The organism is Chryseobacterium sp. S0630, from assembly GCF_024158915.1.
Classification (GTDB): Bacteria; Bacteroidota; Bacteroidia; order Flavobacteriales; family Weeksellaceae; genus Chryseobacterium.
On sequence record NZ_JAMZGF010000004.1, the window covers coordinates 1 to 16,401 of the forward strand.

Here is a 16,401-nt window from a genome sequence, read left to right on the forward strand (position 1 = left end):
AAAAAAATCATCCTAAAAAAATAATATGGGTAGTTTATAAACAAAAACCGCCTCAAGGAAAATGAGACGGCTTCTTTTTATTTTTTTATCCTTTAAACTGGCCCATTGCAATGAATTTGTCCTGTCTTTGGGTTTCAAGCTCCTGTCCTGTAAATTTGGAAAAAGCCTTGATATTTTGTAAAATTGAATTTTTCAAGTTCAAATAAGTGGTTTCCTGATCATAATGAGCACCTCCAAGTGGTTCCTCAATGATTCCGTCAATGAACTTTTCTCTTAAAGCATCTGCTGGAGTAAGATTTAATGCATTGGCTGCATCTTCTTTGTGATCCCAGTTTCTCCATAAGATAGAAGAACAGCTTTCTGGTGCAATTACTGTATACCAAGTGTTTTCCAACATATATACTTTATTTCCAACACCTATTCCTAATGCTCCACCACTGGCACCTTCTCCGATGATGTAAGTGAAGATTGGAGTTTTCAGCTGAACCATTTCAAAAATATTTCTTGCAATAGTTTCTCCTTGTCCTCTTTCTTCAGCTTCCAATCCAGGATAAGCTCCCGGTGTATCTACTAAAGTTACCACAGGGATATTAAATTTTTCAGCAAGCTTCATTAATCTTAAAGCTTTTCTGTATCCTTCCGGATTTGGCATTCCAAATCTTCTGTGCTGTCTTTCTTTAGTTGTTCTTCCTTTTTGAGTCCCTATGATCATTACTTTCTGACCATCAAGGGTAATCAATCCTCCAATCATTGCCGGATCATCAGCGAAATTTCTGTCTCCATGAAGTTCTAAGAAACTGCCTTTGTCTGCCATTCCGTTGATGTAGTCCAGTGTATAAGGACGATCCGGGTGACGGGACAGTTGTACTCTTTGCCAAGGTGTAAGACTTGAATAGATTTCTTTTTTCTTTTCTAAAATCTTATCCTCAATCTGGCTGCATGCTAATTTTACATCAACACCACTTTCTTCTCCTACTAAAGAACACGTCTGGTATTGGTCCATCAATTCTTTGATAGGAAGTTCGAAACTTAAATATTCCATTTCTTGAAGTAAATTAAATCTTTCAAATGTATGAAAAATTATGGTTATTCTATTTAAAATTATTTATAGCATTGTTTATTCTGGAGATACTTTCCTCTTTACCAAGGGTTTCCAGAATGTCCGGAACATCTGGTCCTTTCAGTTCTCCTACCAAAGATAATCGTAACGGCATCATGACTTTACCCATGCCTAATCCTTTGTTTTCAGCGAAGTCATGCATGGTTTGCTTCAATGTTTCAGCAACAAAGTCTGTGGCTTCAAATGTTGCAGCCAATTCACCTAAAATTGTAGATGTTTCTTCATTCCATGCCTTTTTCGATGCTTTTTCATCATACGAAGTTGGAGCTTCAAAGAAGAATTTTCCACTCTCATAGATGTCTTTCGGGAAAGTGGCTCTTTCTTTCATCAGTTGAATTACTTTCAATAGCTTTTCATCAGATACGGCGGAAAGATCAAGATCTGTATTCTTAAGGATCTGAAGAAGTTCTTCATCAGATTTCATCTGAATATATTGATGGTTGAACCACTCGGATTTTTCTTTGCTGAACCTTGCGCCAGCCTTATGTACTTTATGAAGATCAAATTCTTTGATCATCTCCTCTAAAGGAAGTATTTCTTTATCATCTGCCGGAGACCATCCTAATAATGCTACCATATTGATGAAAGCATCAGGAAGGTATCCATTTTCTCTGTATCCTTTAGAAACTACACCTGTAGCTGGATCTTTGAAGTCAAGAGGGAATACCGGGAATCCGAATTTATCTCCGTCTCTTTTGCTTAATTTTCCTTTTCCTTCTGGCTTTAAAATTAAAGACAGGTGTGCAAATTGTGGTGCTTCCCACTGCATTGCTTCATATAATAAGGTATGAAGGCCCAAAGATGGAAGCCATTCTTCACCACGGATGACGTGAGAGATTTCCATTTCATGATCATCAATGATATTCGCAAAATGGTAAGTCGGCATTCCGTCATTCTTTACCAGAACTTTATCATCTAAAGTATTGGTATTAACTGAAAATTTTCCACGAATAATATCTTCAAGGTTTAATACTCTGTCAACAGGCATTTTAAATCTTACAACATAAGGAGTTTTTTCATCCAATAATTTTTGGACTTCTTCTTCTGAAAGGGCAAGGCTGTTTCTTAAACGGTTTCTTGTTTTATTATCATAAGAGAAAACATCACCTTTCGCTTCGTACTCAGAACGCATTGCATCCAGTTCTTCTGCTGTATCAAAAGCAATGTATGCATAATCAGTTTTTAGAATCTGTTCTGTATATCTATCATAGATGTCTCTTCTTTCAGATTGTCTGTAAGGAGCGAATTTTCCTCCTTTTTTAGGACTTTCATCAGGAATGATTCCGCACCATTCTAAAGCTTCTTCAATATATTCTTCAGCTCCTTCTACATATCTGGCTGTATCTGTATCTTCAATTCTCAATACAAATTCTCCCCCTTGATTTTTAGCAAAAAGATAATCATATAATGCGGTTCTTACGCCTCCCAAATGTAATGGTCCTGTAGGACTTGGAGCAAAACGTACTCTTACTTTCTCCATTTCAATTTTAATTTTTGCAAATTTACTTAAAATTATGCGTTTAAGAGATGATTTCTGACCGTGTATTGATTTTTTGATCCTGACTTTTTTATTTATTTCTATAGATTTTGGATAAATGCGGTTTTAAAACTCCCAATCTTATATTTCTGATAATATTTTTTTTACTCATTGATCATAACCTATAAAATGTGGTTGTGAAAAATGAATTCATAAACAATAAGTATTGTGTTTAATGCGTGTGTTCTTTTGCGAGTGTTTGTACGTTTGTTTCTGTAATTTGTATTCTTTAATTAAATCACAATTAAGGGATTGTTTGGTCGTTTATTCATTGTGTTTTAAGGATATATTAAAATCACTAAATAATGATATATGTCAGTTGTTGTTTTTATATTTCACCTCATATTGAAGTTTATATTTGTTGAAAATTTTAAAATAATACTATGAAAAAACAAATTTTATTTAGCTTCAGTGCAGCACTGTTGCTTTTCATGGGGTCATGTTCTTCAGATGATCTGAATAATAATGAATCTGCTCCTGATAGTCCGGCAAAAACTAATCGTTTGTCAGCAGCCAAATTTGCAGGTGATGGTATTTATGATGTCTTAGGGCACGGTTTTAATGCTACTGGGGAATATGCTAATGCTAATTCTGCAGGTTTTAAAGTGGTTGATATTGACCGTTTTAAAACAGAACAGGCTGCAAGATTACTCTCTGAAAATACAAATACACAACAGTATCTTGAAGAATATGGAGAAAATGCAGAAACCTATTCTAAAATGGTTTCTACAAAAGTAGATGTTACAGCAGGAATTCCTTTGTTTAAAAAAACAGTATCAGTAGGGTTTAATTCTGCAGTGACAACCAACCATAAATTTGATGCCAAATACATTTATGGCAGTTACAACCTTATCATTAAGCAAAAAAGGCTAAGATTCAATGCTACCACGGATATGTTAGCAGATTATGTAACTCCGGAATTTACCCAGGATTTGCAAACGAAAACTCCTCAGCAGATTGTAGAGGATTATGGAACTCACGTTATGGTTGATATTTATACAGGAGCTAAAATGGATATCATGTTCCAGTCTGAAACAAGTAACGAAAGCCGTGATCGTGCTGCCAGAATTGGAGTAAAAGTAGGGGTGAAATCTATCTTTGATGTGGATGTAACCAATGATGTGAATACGTCTGAATCATCTATGAATTACTCTAAGAAATTATCCTACAGAACAAGGGGTGGTGATCCTTCAAAAGGTTTGGTTGGAGAACTTAATCTTGATCAGAATACTCCAAAAATTAATATTGCAAACTGGCAAAGCAGTTCTACGGCTAGCAATTCTGTATTGGTAGAATTTGGAAATAACGGCCTAGTCCCTATCTATAACCTGGTAAAAGATGCTGCTAAAAAAGCTCAGCTTAAGGCGTATGTAGATCAGTATTTAATTGATAACCAAATTTCATTGGAGTATAATACCACAATGTTATATGGCTACCAAAATCAGGCAGACAGTAATCATTATTTCACTTTCAATACAAACCTTCAGCCATCTTCTTACTGGACTAATGAAGGACCAACATTTAAAGTTTTTCAGTACAAAGCACCAGATACAGTTCCTATTTACTGCTATAAAAGTACTTCAGGAGCAGATCATTACTTTACACAGGCCAGTACGTTGCAACCATCTTCTTATTGGAATGTTTATATGGGGGTAGCATTCTATGCTTATAAAACTCCGGGAGCTGGAAGAATTCCTGTATACAGCTATAAAGCTAAAAACGGATCGGATCATTATCTTTCAGTGTCGCCTAATTTAGGTCCTGTGAACTATTGGAGTATCAGAGAAGGTATTGCTTTCTATATTCCAGCTAATTAATTTTTGGATTTATATAAATCAATTTGGTTATACATTATGGGTGGAGTCAGTAATTCTGGCTCCGCTTTTTATTTATAATTGAATAGGGTTTTGAGTTTGGTGAGAAAGTAATAAATGTAATTGTTTATTGTTATTAACTCTCTATTATGTGATGCTGTAAATGCTTATTAGTAGCGGTTTAAACGATTGTTAAATTCACCAATTAATGATATATATCATTTTGAAATTCTTTTGTCACTAGGTGATGAATATTACATTTGCAGAAACTTTTTAATAATCTATGAAAAAACAAATTTTATTTTGCTTCAGTAGTTTACTGATGCTTTTTATGAGTTCATGTTCTTCTGAAGACCTGAATACTGACGCAACTCCCGAAAATTCTGCTAGGACCAATCGATTATCAGCTGCTAAATTTGCAGGTGACGGAATTTATGATGTCTTAGGACATGGCTTTAATGCTGCAGGAGAATATGCTAATGCTAATTCCGCAGGATTTAAAGTAGTTGATATCGATCGTTTCAAAGCTGAACAGGCAGCAAGACTGGTTTCTGAAAATACCAATACTCAGGAGTATGTTGAAGAATATGGAGAGAATGCAGAAACTTACTCCAAAATGGTATCTACAAAAGTAGATGTGACTGCAGGAATTCCTTTATTTAAAAAAACACTTTCGGTAGGATTTAATTCTGCAGTTACTACCAATCATAAATTTGATGCAAAATACATCTACGGAAGTTATAATCTAACTATCAAGCAGAAAAGATTAAGATTTAATGCTACAACAGATATGTTAGCTGATTATATTACCCCTGAATTCGCTCAGGATTTACAGGTAAAATCACCACAACAAATTGTACAGGATTATGGTACACACGTAATGGTTGACATTTATACCGGGGCAAAAATGGATGTCTTATTCCAGTCTGAAACAAGAAATGAAAGTCGTGACCGTGCTGCAAGAATCGGAATAAAATTGGGAATGGCTAAAATTTTTGATGTTGATGTTCAGAATGATGTCAATACATCAGAATCTACCATGAACTATTCTAAAAAATTATCCTACAGAACAAGAGGTGGAGATCCTTCAAAAGGTTTGATTGGGGAGCTTAATCTTGATCAGAACACTCCGAAGATCAATATAGCAAACTGGCAAAACAGTTCTACACCCAATAATTCTGTATTAGTGGATTTTGGAAATAATGGGTTAGTATTTATTTTTGATCTGGTAAAAGATCCTGCTAAAAAAGCAGAGCTTAAATCATACGTAATCCAATACCTTATTGATAATAAAGTAATGCTGGATTATATTCCGGTTCCAATTTATGGATTTTATAGTGGTTCAGAAAGAGATCACTTCCTTTCTACTTGGGCTGGAACTCCTAATAATTATCAGGCGGAAGGCGAGCAGTTTAAAGCGTATAGCTATAAAGCACCCAATACAGTTCCTGTTTATCAGTTCTATAGTGCAAATGACAAGGATCATTATTATTCCACGTATCAGGGGACACCATGGAATTATACCTATGAAGGAATTGCTTTCTATGCAACAATGGATAGCACCAAAAGACCTATTTATCAATTCTACAGTGGCAGTGAAAGAGATCATTACTACAGTACTTATCCGGGGACACCTAATAACTATGTTGCAGAAGGAATCCCTTTTTACGCTTATTAACTAAATAATATTAATATTTTACAACAAAAAAACCGTCTCAGCTTTGGGACGTTTTTTTTTATACAACAAGAACAAAAAATGAATATTTGCAAAATATTTTCGTTGATTAAAGGAACAGTGAAAGAATATTGTTAGTAGTCTTTTATTAAAAATGTATTTTTGTAACTTATAAATTTAGTTTATCAATGAGAAAAGCAATATGTCTTTTTATTGTAGGGGAAAAGTACTGGAAAATGTACAACAAAAATAGAGCAATGTTTGAAAGCTATGCTAAAAAATGTGATGCGGATTTAAAGATTATTGATAAACCAATGGATGAGAGTTTTCATCGACCGCTTTTAGCTCAGAAACTGCTGATTCCTTCAGAAACGAAAGAATATGACATGGTTCTTTTTATGGATCTGGATATTATTATTTCGGATAAAGCACCTTCTATTTTTGATTTTCTTCCGGAAAACAAATATTTTGGGGCAATTCTGGATCCCAGAGGAACTGACGAATTCAACAAAACCTGGGGGCATATTCCAAGAATATTGGAAGAAACCAGTGAAATGTATTTTACTGACCGGCATTTTGAAGCAAATCCTTTATTGCAGGGAAGTATCAATGGCGGAGTATTTATTTTCAGACCCAAAAATGTAGCAGATGTTTTTAAAGACTATTATTTTTCAGACCACAATCAAGGTGAACTGAACAGTTTTGAAGAAACGCCATTCGCTTATTTTTCTCAGATCAATAACTGGTTTGAAGCTTTGCCACCCGCATTCAATGTTCAGGTTTTATATAAAATAAAGGGAACTGAGAGAGGGAATGAAGTAGAACATGATGAGAAAAAACTTCCCGGATTTTTCAAAAAATATTATTACAAAAAGACAGGAAGCTGTTTTTATCCTACAAGGAAGTATAAAAATTACGTAAAACAAATTATTGCTGAAAATTACTTTACCCACTTTTCTGGCAACTATCCTATAATCTATAATTAAATTATGAGCTTACTTTCACGCTTTTCCAGCAAATTTATAACTGTTTCTTATGGAATCACCGTCAATGATGAAGCGAAGGAGCTTAAAAAATTATTGGATATTCTTCTTCCTTTGATTGATGGTAATGATGAGGTTATTGTTCTTCAGGATGTTACCAATAAAAATCAAGAGGTGACAGAGTTGCTCGCTCATTATGATCGTATTATAAAACTTGAGGCCAGGCTGGATGGAGATTTTGCAACCTTTAAAAACAGATTAATAGAAAGGGCGAAATGTCAGTATCTGTTTCAGATTGATGCAGATGAATATCCTACAGAGCATTTTATCAAAACATTGAAATCTTATCTTAAAAAAGAGAAAAGTGTTGAAATATTTTATGTTCCCAGAATCAATACGGTGGAAGGGATTACAGAAGAATATGTGCAGCAAATGGGCTGGAATATGAATAACGAAGGGTATATTAATTTTCCGGACTATCAGCCCAGGATTATCAAAAACAATAAAAAAATCTTCTGGAAGAATAAAGTGCATGAAGTTTTGTATGGAAATAAAAACTTTACCGAAATTCCTGCAAAATATGAATTATCATTAGTTCATAAAAAGAATTTTGAGAAGCAGAAAAAGCAGAACAATTTTTATGAAACCCTGGAAGATTAATCAGTTTGAATTATTAGAAAATAAAAATGGAAGATTTAGGAATTAACGTTTTTGGATTTATTAATGGTGAGTTTGGTATTGCTGAAGCAACAAGACTTAATTGTAAAGCGATACAGAGAGCTGGTATACCTATCAGTATGATCAACTATGATGTGAGAACCAATCATAATAATAATGATCTTACATTTACTCAGTTTTCCAAAAAAGCAGATCATCCTATTAATTTAATTCAGGTATCACCATCCGTTTCGGAAATTTCAAACTTCTTCGAATATTTTGATTATTCTTTTTTTGAAAGAAAATACAATATTCTTTATATGGCGTGGGAATCAGAGACCATTCCGGAAGATTATCTTTTGAATATTAATCTTTTTGATGAGGTCTGGACGCCTTCAGAATATTGCAAGAAATGCATTGAAAAATATATTGCATCTCCAGTAAAAGTAATTCCTCATCCCATTGATATTCATCTGAAGGAAACGGAAGATCTGGATGCTTTGAATTTTTATAATAAAGACTCCTTTAATTTTTTATTCATTTTTGATTATAACAGTTCCATACAAAGGAAAAATGTACTCAATCTGATTAAGGTTTTCAGAGAAACATTTGACGGAAAGGATAATAATGCTTTTTTAACCATTAAAACCTCGAAATCAGATAAATTTTCTTTAGAGAAACAACAGATAAAAGAAGCAATCGGAGACTCGGTAAAGATTAAAATTGTAGAAAAGATTTTTGATAAAAATGCCTTGAACTATGTGATCAGTAACTGTGATAGTTATATTTCTCTTCACAGATCTGAAGGATTCGGACTTACGATGGCTGAGGCCATGTATTTTGGAAAACCTGTTATTGCGACAGATTATTCCGGAAATCTGGAATTTATGAATTCTGAAAACAGTTTTTTGGTACAAGCTGAGAAGGTTTCTTACGGTTCGGATGATCTTAATTATGATTCTAACACAGTATGGTCTGAACCTTCATTGGAAAAAGCCTCAGAATACCTCAAAAAGGTGTATCAGGGTGGTGAGGATATTAAAGTGAAGTCGGATAATGCTCGTAAAACAATCACGAAAGATTTTTCTCTCGAAGGAGTAGGGAAAATGATCAGAAAAAGATCAGAAGAGCTTATTTCTGAAGGTAAAATTCAGCAAAGCAGGTCAGCATTAATAAAATTATATGCAGACAGTATATTTTTGAAAAAAGATCTTAGAATTTACAAAAAAAGCAAGCCTATTGAGTGGATCTATGGTATCAAAATGTATTTCAGAAATAGAAAACAAAAAAAATAATATTATAAAATAAAAGCGGTGGATTTACCTTTATCCACCGCTTTTTTTATTTCTTACCTTTTATTTTCTTTAAAAAGGTGTTTACTTTTCTCCTGATCTTATTATACAAGGTTTTTTCAAGGTAATTTACCCTGCCGCTCAATCGGTCTATTTCAGCAAGATAAAAAACGTTCCCTATACTATTTTCTGGGGTGTTTTCTTTCTTATTCATCTGGTTAATAAAAGAAAGTCTTAGTTTGAGTAGATTTCCTATAGCTTCAAGAGAAAAATTATCTCTGATCTGAGCCTCCGCATTTTGTTTAATAGGCCCTAAAGTCTTGAAGTTATTCTTTATATACAAAAGTTTTTGGGTAGCATCATGTAAGTCAGGCTTAGCTAAAGTCAGACCTTCGGCAATTAATCCTTTTGTATTGGCGGTTTTAATAAAACTATACTGAACAAGGAAACTGTTGTTCACATTCATAAAGTCCAGATTTCCGGAATATCCTGTTCCTACAACAATCTTCCCATATGACATTGCTTCTGCCATCGTAAGCCCGAAACCTTCAGAACCATGCAGAGAAACAAGAATGTCAGACTTCTGAATAAGAGAATGGAGCTTTTCTTTCGAGAAATGTTCATCAATAATGATAATATTAGAGATGCCAGTATATTTTTCCAATACTTTTTGAGCATCTTTACTTCTGCTGAGATTATGTGTTTTCACAATCAAAACACTTTCAGGATCATCTTTAAAAACATTAATGAACGCTTCAATAGTCGCTTCAGGGTTTTTTCTGATAGTCGTACTTAAAGAATCGAAAATTGTAATATATACGTTTGAACCAGGTTCAATATTATACTCTTCAAATTTAAATTCATCAGAAGGATCCAGTTTCTGAATTGGATGAGAAAATCTCATCACAGGAATCCCGGTATATTTTGTGAAAATATTGACACAAAAATCGCTGGGAACCCATAATTCATCAAAAATATTCAGAAACTCAACGGTTTTATCTGACACTTCGGGAAATTCCCAGGCCCAATAAACAATATTGTAATGCCCTGCAAGATTGATATCCTGATTTTTTGAAAAAAATTCGTGAGTCACATTACTGTTAATGTGAAAAATATTAATTAATGCATCTGGTTCTGTGGCACTTTTAGACTTTTCAAGAGTGTCACTTGAGTAGCTGATGCGGTTTACTTTAATGCCTGCGTTTTCCATAGCAGTGGCATTAAGCCTTGTGGCTTCTGCTATACCAAAATTCCCATCAAAAAAACCGTGGTAATTTATACTTAATGACATGGATTATAATGTTTTAAGTTTTTCTTTTACTTCTTCAGGTGAAAATGCTCTCAGACTGTCCACAGAATTTCTGCTTAATGTATTCCAAAGCTCTTCATCATTATTCAGATCAATAATAGCCTTTGCGAAACTGTTTTCATCATTGGCTATCAATACATGCTTTTGATCGGTAAGTTTCATTCCTTCTGCACCGATATCCGTAGTAACTACAGGGAAAAAGTATTCAAAAGCCTGTCCGATTTTTCCTTTCACACCAGCACCAAATCTTAGGGGAGCCACCATAATTTTCGAATTCATAAAGTGCTCTTCAATGCTTTCCACAAAGCCTAAAAATTTAAACTTAGGAAATAGTTTAAGATCAAGTTTTTCTGCCACATTCCCGATGATGCTTACTTCCAGCTCAGGATTGGTTTTCCAGACAATGGGCATTATTTTTTCATAGAGAAACTTTACCGCATCAATATTCGGCTCGTGAATAGAACCAATGAAGGTAATTCCCTTGCTTTCACTGAAGCTTTTTCGCTCAGAAATATCAATTTTAGGATAATGGATATTAGATACTGTAATGATCTTATTTTTATCTGCATACTGGCTCATAATTTCTTTCTCCTTATCAGAGATGGCAATAATATAATCCAGTTTTGGAGCAACAACAGTTTCCAGACGGAAAAAATGTTTATAATTTTTCTTTAAAGAAATACGGGTAGGTTCCAGTTCGATGGCTCTTTTAAATCTTAAAAAATGAATATCCACCATATCATAAATGAATTTGGCGGAAGGCAAAACTGCTTTCATTTTTTTATAAAAAAGATTCAGCGCCAGAGGGCCGTTGAACCAAACGTAATCTATCTTTTGAAAAGAAGACAGGAAATCATAAATATTCCTGTATTTCTTGTTCTCTATATAAACGATAACATTGTGCTGCTTATAAAACTTCACATAAGAATCGTCTTCAAACATATGGGGAGCAAATAAAATGCAGTTGTATCCTAATTCTTTGTAAATAAATATAAGTTCTTTCAGTCTGTTAGCCCCGGATTCTTTATCATGGGCAGGAAAATCTCTTGATGCGAACAGGATCGTTTTTTGGGAAGCGTCATACAGATTAATGTTGACTATATCCTTAGACTGAAGGTTTTTGAGTTTTTCTTTTCTTTCGAAGTGTTTTTTTATTTTTTTTAAGATTCCCATTTGTCAGTTTTTAGTATCGAGTTCAAAAACTTTATTTACCCAACTATCCAAAGTGTATCTGTAGTAGATTTCTTCCGGAATTTTCTCGTAAGGTTTTTCAAAAAAAGATTTGTCAAGATTACTAATATTTTTGTTTAAAATCAAAATATTATTGGGATTGTAAAAATCATAGGTTTTAATGGCTTCATTATCAGTTATGATTTTCTTTTCCAGAGACATGGCTTCAAAAACTCTGAAGCTAAGTCCATATTGCCCTTCACGCATCAGATCCAGTAAAACTTTTGAGTTTTTATAATATTTTGGAAGATCGTTATGCGGAATCTTCTTGATACTGAAAATCAGGAAAAGATTCTTGGGTACCGTCATGAAAATATTGGTGAGCTGATGTTTCCAGGATTTTTTTCCAATAATCATAATCTGGAATTTCAATCCTTGCTCAATCAGCTTTTTCGCCAGCAATTTTATGAGTGAAACCCTTCTGTTATCATAAGATGTGATGTAAAAAAGATCCATTTCAGGCTGCTGGTTTTCTTTGGCACAGTGGGGAAGGTAAATGTAATTGGTTAATTTTTCAAAACCGTGCTTTTTAACATCAATATAGTCAAAGGAAAAGACTTTGTCAAAAAGATACAGTTTGTCTTCCACAGGAACTCTTTCAAGATTATCATACAGATAGGTCACCAGACGGTCTGTCGATTTTCGGATTTTTTTAAGGGTAGAAAGATCAAATGTATCCGGATTCATCACCAGTATCTGATCCTGATGCCCTAATTTCTCCAGAGAATCCAGAACATATTTCTGTCTTTTTTCAGTCTTAAGATTTTTGTTTAAAAAAGTTTTGCTTAATGCATTTACAGCTCTTTCGTTGAAGTTGGAATGAGTAACGGTACTGATCTTTATATGATGAGCATCAATACTACGTTGGCATAATGTTTCAACAATATACTTATCATAATCCCAAAAATCATAACTAATGATACAAATCTTCATCCAACTAATTTTGCTCTTTTTTTAATGATTCATAGGTTTCATAGACACTTAAAGATTGCAGATAAGATAACTGATAGCCTTCTTTTCCGTCTAAAATACCCAGTCTCATTATATAGGCCTTAAAGAATTTAAAAGCAGTTTTAAGATATTGAACCCAAACACTGTACTTTTTTCCTTTAGCAGCCAGTTCTTTCCCCTTTAAAACTCCGTAGTGAATCATTTTTTTTCTGTAAGATTCATAATCTGAAACGGTGTAATGGAGTAATTTATTTTTTAAAACTCCGATGGTTCCGTTAACCTCCAGAGTTTCATGTACCTTTTTTCCTGCCATATATCTGGCTTTCGATTTTCTGAATAGCCTGAAATTTTTATCAGACTGTGTTCCTGAAAAATGAATCGGTTTCTGGGCAAAAAAGAATTTCCTGTAAAAATAATAGGCATCCTTTTGCCCGGGTTTATTAAGCTCATCAATAATTTCCTGCTTCAGGGCCGGTGTAATTCTCTCATCACCATCCAAAAATAAAACCCAGTCGTTGGTTGCAGTATCCAGTGCCAAATTTCTTTGCTTTGTAAAGTCTTCAAATTTATTTTGAACCACCTTTACATTGGAGAATTTCTTTGCAATTTCTACAGTGTTATCCGTACTAAAAGAATCTACTACTATTATTTCATCACAGAAATCAAAAGATTCTAGGACATCCTGTATATTTTTTTCTTCATTATATGTTATGATTAAACCACTTATATTCATCACAACGCTTTGTTTGATAGAGGAGTAGGTGAATACTTCCCTAAAATTGTTTTTTAAAATAGTTTTAATCTGCCAAAGATAAGTTTTAATTTGAATTTTATAAGCGAATCTTTGCCTTTTATATCAATTCTACACAGTTCGTATGGGCGCTGGGTAGGGTGATAATTCACTTTATTTCCAATTCTTACTGCAAAATCAATTCCTATTTTTTTCAAAATAGAAAAAAATGCTAATTTATCATGTTTTTTTTGTGGATATTTTCCATAAGGATATGCCAAAACCTTTGAATAGCCTATATTTTGGGCATCGAGAATCTCCATATTTTTTTTTAGATCTTTTTCTATAAAGTCAAGAGATACATTGCTTAAATTTTCATGGGCATGGCTATGAAGAGCAATCTCAAAATATTTTTTATCCAGACTTCTGATTTCATCAAAGGTCATCATTGAATAATTGTTATATCCATTTTCAATAAATCCTGTTGGAATAAAAATTGTCGCCTTCAGATTATACTTTTCCAATAAAGAAGGGAGGTATTCGAGATTGTTTCTATAGCCGTCATCAAAAGTGATGATAATGTTTCTTTTTGCTGAAAGAGGAAGTTCTGAGAAAAAATATGAAGTATACTTTTTAGAGCTCAGATATGAAAACTGCTGTTCAAGATTTTTTAAACTGACGGTAAGGTCTTCATGGCTTTCCTTTTCAACCTGGTGGTACATAATAATGACCAGTCTGTGGTAGGGAAAGGCAAATAAATAGAGACGGAAATATACAACGATAAATATCGCCAATAAAAGAGGAATAAGATACAGAATCATACTATTTTACTGTATTTTTTTCAATTTCCTGCTGCCGTATTTTTTCGTACAGTCGTGTTTTTTCATGCAGTTTAATGTATTTCAGGAAGGTGTAATAAGACATTGTTTTGGCAATGTAAAATCCTGGAAATCCATCCAGAAAACCAAGTTTGAAAATAAAAACCTTAATAAACTCAAACATTGGGCTTACAATGATTTTAAATCTATTGATTCTTTTTCCTCGCTCAAACATCTTTTCAGCCATCATATCCGAATATTTATTGATTTTCGTTACATGATGATGAATGCTTTTGTAAGTATAATGATCCAGTTTTCCTTCCATAAGGCCCACTTTCTGATCGGTAATCAAAAATTCATGAACTTTATCATCAGAATACTTTACATATTTTTTTCTGAAAAGCCTTTCACGGCATACATTTCCCCAACCACCAAATCGGATCAGGTGAATCCCAAGATGGTTGTTGAATTTTGCTTTATATACATTGAATTCCGTGCTTTTTGAAGAAACGATGTTCTGTATAGATCTTTTCAGATTTTGGTCAGGAACTTCATCAGCATCAAGGAATAAAACCCATTCATGAGAACACAAATGAAGGGCATGGTTTTTTTGTTCACCATACCCATTAAATTTTTTCTCAAAGAATTTTACCTGAGGATATTTTTGAGTGCAAATCTCTTTGGTCTTATCTGTAGAAAAGCTATCGACAATAATAATTTCATCTACAATATCTGTCAATGAATCTAAAAGTCTTACGATGTTCTCTTCTTCATTATAAGTAATGATTGCAAGGGAAAGAGCCATTTATTTATACTCGAGAATAGTCTTTTCAATAATCTTCACACAATCCAGCAATTGCTCTTCAGTAATTACCAATGGCGGAGCCAGTCTGATGATGTTACCGTGTGTAGGTTTTGCCAGTAGTCCGTTTTCTTTCAACTGTAGGCAAAGGTTCCATGCGGTAGAACTTTCTGGAGTATCATTGATCAGAATAGCATTTAAAAGGCCTTTTCCACGTACTTTGGTAATAAGGTCTGTCTTTTCGATCAGCTTCTCTATTTCAGCTCTGAAAAGCTGTCCTAATTCTTCAGCTCTTTCAGATAGTTTTTCTTCAGCTACTACGTCTAAAGCTGCTACTGCTACTGCACAGGCAATAGGATTTCCTCCGAATGTAGAACCATGTTGTCCAGGTTTGATAACATTCATGATGTTGTCATTTGCTAACACAGCAGATACAGGATACATTCCTCCGGAAAGCGCTTTTCCTAAAATCAAGATATCCGGCTGTACATTTTCGTGGTGGCATGCAATCAGTTTTCCTGTTCTTGCAATACCCGTCTGAACTTCATCAGCGATGAAAAGAACATTGTATTTTTTACATAATTCGGAAGCATTTTTAAGGAAATTTTCATCCGGCACATATACTCCTGCTTCTCCCTGAATAGGTTCTACAAGGAATGCTGCAATATTTGCTGCTTCTCTGCTAAGAACTTCTTCTAAGGCTGCAATATCGTTATAAGGAATTTTGATAAATCCTGGAGTAAAAGGTCCGTAGTTTTGGTTAGCATCCGGATCGTTAGAGAAAGAAACAATAGTTGTTGTTCTTCCGTGGAAGTTGTTTTCACAAACGATAATTTTCGCTGCATTTTCTGCAATTCCTTTTACTTCATAACTCCACTTTCGGGCTAGTTTTACAGCGGTTTCCACAGCTTCAGCTCCGGAGTTCATTGGTAAAACTTTGTCAAATCCAAAAAGGGTCGTTATTTTCTGCTCGTATTCTCCTAATTTAGAGTTGTAGAAAGCTCTTGAAGTTAAAGCCAGCTTTTGTGCCTGCTCTACCAAAGCTCCTACAATTTTAGGATGAGAATGTCCTTGGTTCACAGCAGAATATGCTGAAAGAAAATCATAGTACCTTTTACCTTCCACGTCCCAAACGAAAACACCTTCTCCGCGGTCCAGAACCACTGGAAGTGGGTGATAGTTGTGTGCTCCATGTTTGTCTTCAAGGTCAATAAAATACTGCGAGTTTTTTGTTTGTTCTGCTGTTGACATATATTTTGGTTTTCAACAAATTTACGCAATATTAATGATATGTATAAACAATTACCAAGTGACGTTTGAGGGTGTAATTGAAGTAGATTTTAGGGTGGAATAATGGAGGATTAGAAAATATTTTCCTGTTGACAGACTGTTATAGGTATTATATCTTTAAAGGGGCGAAATTTTATTTTCTGTCTGTTTATTAATTTTTATTCATTCCTCAGCAATTAAACATGGTGACGAC

At 34.0% G+C, this 16,401-nt stretch carries 14 protein-coding genes; 5 read left to right on the forward strand and 9 right to left on the reverse strand.

Annotated features, from left to right (window positions below; all coding sequences use genetic code 11):
• Window positions 1–85: 85 nt before the first annotated feature.
• Both NK356_RS02470 and gltX read right to left on the reverse strand, forming a co-directional pair.
• Entirely contained in the window at window positions 86–1,042 is a 957-nt protein-coding gene (locus NK356_RS02470) for an acetyl-CoA carboxylase carboxyltransferase subunit alpha (RefSeq protein WP_253316185.1), read from the reverse strand.
• A 49-nt stretch (window positions 1,043–1,091) separates the two neighbouring features.
• Entirely contained in the window at window positions 1,092–2,600 is a 1,509-nt protein-coding gene (gene gltX / locus NK356_RS02475) for a glutamate--tRNA ligase (RefSeq protein ID WP_253316186.1), read from the reverse strand.
• A gap of 440 nt (window positions 2,601–3,040) precedes the next feature.
• On the opposite strand from gltX, the gene NK356_RS02480 reads away from it, so the two are divergent.
• The 5 genes from NK356_RS02480 to NK356_RS02500 all read left to right on the forward strand — a co-directional run bounded on the left by NK356_RS02480 (window position 3,041) and on the right by NK356_RS02500 (window position 9,081).
• Complete coding sequence (locus NK356_RS02480) at window positions 3,041–4,474, forward strand: MAC/perforin domain-containing protein (protein WP_253316187.1); 1,434 nt, start codon at window positions 3,041–3,043, stop codon at window positions 4,472–4,474.
• A 280-nt stretch (window positions 4,475–4,754) separates the two neighbouring features.
• A complete protein-coding gene (locus NK356_RS02485) occupies window positions 4,755–6,149 on the forward strand; it encodes an MAC/perforin domain-containing protein (RefSeq protein ID WP_034692944.1) in 1,395 nt (464 codons plus the stop codon).
• 185 nt (window positions 6,150–6,334) lie between these two features.
• Window positions 6,335–7,132: a hypothetical protein gene (locus NK356_RS02490; RefSeq protein ID WP_253316188.1), complete on the forward strand. Its 798-nt coding sequence runs from the start codon at window positions 6,335–6,337 to the stop codon at window positions 7,130–7,132.
• A gap of 3 nt (window positions 7,133–7,135) precedes the next feature.
• Window positions 7,136–7,789, forward strand: coding sequence for a glycosyltransferase (locus tag NK356_RS02495; protein ID WP_253316189.1), 654 nt, complete (start codon window positions 7,136–7,138; stop codon window positions 7,787–7,789).
• Window positions 7,790–7,815: 26 nt separating this feature from the next.
• The gene (locus tag NK356_RS02500; protein WP_253316190.1) at window positions 7,816–9,081 is read left to right on the forward strand and encodes a glycosyltransferase; all 1,266 of its coding nucleotides are present in this window, start codon (window positions 7,816–7,818) and stop codon (window positions 9,079–9,081) included.
• Window positions 9,082–9,127: 46 nt separating this feature from the next.
• On the opposite strand, the gene NK356_RS02505 is transcribed toward NK356_RS02500, so the two are convergent.
• From NK356_RS02505 to rocD, 7 genes are read right to left on the reverse strand one after another with little or no spacing between them, the layout of a single operon-like run.
• Window positions 9,128–10,369 carry a glycosyltransferase gene (locus NK356_RS02505; RefSeq protein ID WP_253316191.1) on the reverse strand — a complete coding sequence of 414 codons (1,242 nt, stop codon included), beginning with the start codon at window positions 10,367–10,369 and terminating at the stop codon, window positions 9,128–9,130.
• A 3-nt stretch (window positions 10,370–10,372) separates the two neighbouring features.
• A complete protein-coding gene (locus NK356_RS02510; protein ID WP_253316192.1) occupies window positions 10,373–11,560 on the reverse strand; it encodes a glycosyltransferase family 4 protein in 1,188 nt (395 codons plus the stop codon).
• 3 nt (window positions 11,561–11,563) lie between these two features.
• Window positions 11,564–12,550, reverse strand: a complete 987-nt coding sequence (locus NK356_RS02515) for a hypothetical protein (RefSeq protein WP_253316193.1) — start codon at window positions 12,548–12,550, stop codon at window positions 11,564–11,566.
• Between the two features lie 4 nt (window positions 12,551–12,554).
• Window positions 12,555–13,301, reverse strand: a complete 747-nt coding sequence (locus NK356_RS02520) for a glycosyltransferase family 2 protein (RefSeq protein ID WP_253316235.1) — start codon at window positions 13,299–13,301, stop codon at window positions 12,555–12,557.
• A gap of 53 nt (window positions 13,302–13,354) precedes the next feature.
• On the reverse strand, window positions 13,355–14,119 hold the full coding sequence (locus tag NK356_RS02525; RefSeq protein ID WP_253316194.1) for a polysaccharide deacetylase family protein: 765 nt from the start codon (window positions 14,117–14,119) through the stop codon (window positions 13,355–13,357).
• Window position 14,120: 1 nt separating this feature from the next.
• Window positions 14,121–14,921, reverse strand: coding sequence for a glycosyltransferase family 2 protein (locus NK356_RS02530; RefSeq protein WP_034692965.1), 801 nt, complete (start codon window positions 14,919–14,921; stop codon window positions 14,121–14,123).
• The gene (rocD, locus tag NK356_RS02535) at window positions 14,922–16,169 is read right to left on the reverse strand and encodes an ornithine--oxo-acid transaminase (RefSeq protein WP_253316195.1); all 1,248 of its coding nucleotides are present in this window, start codon (window positions 16,167–16,169) and stop codon (window positions 14,922–14,924) included.
• Window positions 16,170–16,401 lie beyond the last annotated feature (232 nt).